Source organism: Streptomyces sp. NPDC087787 (genome assembly GCF_044743035.1).
Classification (GTDB): domain Bacteria; phylum Actinomycetota; class Actinomycetes; order Streptomycetales; family Streptomycetaceae; genus Streptomyces.
The window spans coordinates 1-1,296 of the sequence record NZ_JBIUVQ010000071.1 but is presented as its reverse complement, the minus strand read 5'-3'; the positions used below and the strand labels follow the sequence as shown (position 1 = coordinate 1,296).

Genomic DNA, 1,296 nt, shown 5'->3' with positions numbered 1-1,296 from the left:
TGAAGCTTCCCCTTGATGTTGGACACCTGGAGACTGGGACGTGAGGTTCCAGAGGAAGTAGTGCCAGGTGGGAAGCAAGAGCAACCGCAGCAGGCGGTATACGGAGGAGTTCAAGCGCGACGCGGTCGCGCTGGTCCGGTCCTCCGGCAAGACTGTCACCGAGGTCGCCCGGGAGATCGGGGTCAGCGCCGAGGGACTGCGGAACTGGGTCAAGCAGGACACGATCGACCGCGGGCAAGGGGCGCCGGGCGAGCTGACGAGCGCGGAACGGGAAGAGTTGCGCCGGCTGCGGCGGCAGAACCGCGAGCAGGCCGAGACGATCGAGGTGCTGCGAAAAGCGGCGGTCTTCTTCGCGAAAGAGAGCGATCGATGAACGACGTGTACTCGTTCATCGAGGCGGAGAAGACCACCCACGGAGTCGCTCTGCTGTGCCGGCTGCTGAAGGTGGCCCGGTCCTCCTTCTACGCCTGGCTGGCCGGCGAGCAGGCCCGCGCCGCCCGCCAGGCCGCCGACGACGCCCTGGCCCACGAGATCACCGTGTTGCACATCGCCTCCCGGTGCACCTACGGGGTGCCGCGTATCCATGCCGAGTTGCGCAGGCTGGACCGGCAGGTCAACCGCAAGCGAGTGGAGCGGATCATGCGTGAGCGCGGCATCGCCGGGGTCACCCGGCGCAAGCGCCGGTCGCTGACCCGTCCGGCGAAGAGGGCGGTGCCCGCCGCGGACCTGATCGGCCGCGACTTCACGGCCGATGCCCCGGGCCGGAAACTGGTCGGGGACATCACCTATATCCCCACCGACGAGGGCTGGCTGTATCTGGCGACCTGGCTGGACCTGGCCACCCGCGAGATCGTCGGCTACTCGATGGCCGACCACCACCGCGCCTCCCTGGTCGTCGACGCGCTGACGATGGCCGCCGGACGCGGCTGGCTGCAGCCCGGCTGCATCGCGCATTCCGATCGCGGATCGGAGTACACCTCTGATGAACTCCGCCGGGAAATAGGCAGGTTGGGGCTACGGCAGAGCATGGGCCGAACCGGCTCGTGCTTCGACAATGCCGCCGCCGAGAGCTTCTTTGCGCTACTCAAAGAGGAGATCGGCACCCGCCACTGGCCCGACCGGACCACTGCCCGCGCGGAGATCTTCGCCTTCATCGAGACCTTCTACAACCGCAAACGACTGCGGAAGCATCCGGCTTGGGGATACCTCACCCCGCTGGAGATCCGACAGCGACACGAGCAAGAACACGCCCTCGCGGCGTAAGCAACGAGTGTCCAGCATCACGGGGAAAGTCCA

At 67.1% G+C, this 1,296-nt stretch carries 2 protein-coding genes; both read left to right on the top strand.

What is annotated here, in order from left to right:
* Nucleotides 1–67: 67 nt before the first annotated feature.
* Nucleotides 68–373: a transposase gene (locus ACIOWN_RS34530; RefSeq protein WP_266993132.1), complete on the top strand. Its 306-nt coding sequence runs from the start codon at nucleotides 68–70 to the stop codon at nucleotides 371–373.
* Nucleotides 370–1,263 carry an IS3 family transposase gene (locus ACIOWN_RS34525; protein WP_401984488.1) on the top strand — a complete coding sequence of 298 codons (894 nt, stop codon included), beginning with the start codon at nucleotides 370–372 and terminating at the stop codon, nucleotides 1,261–1,263. The genes ACIOWN_RS34530 and ACIOWN_RS34525 overlap by 4 nt, the downstream gene beginning before the upstream one ends.
* Nucleotides 1,264–1,296: the final 33 nt, after the last annotated feature.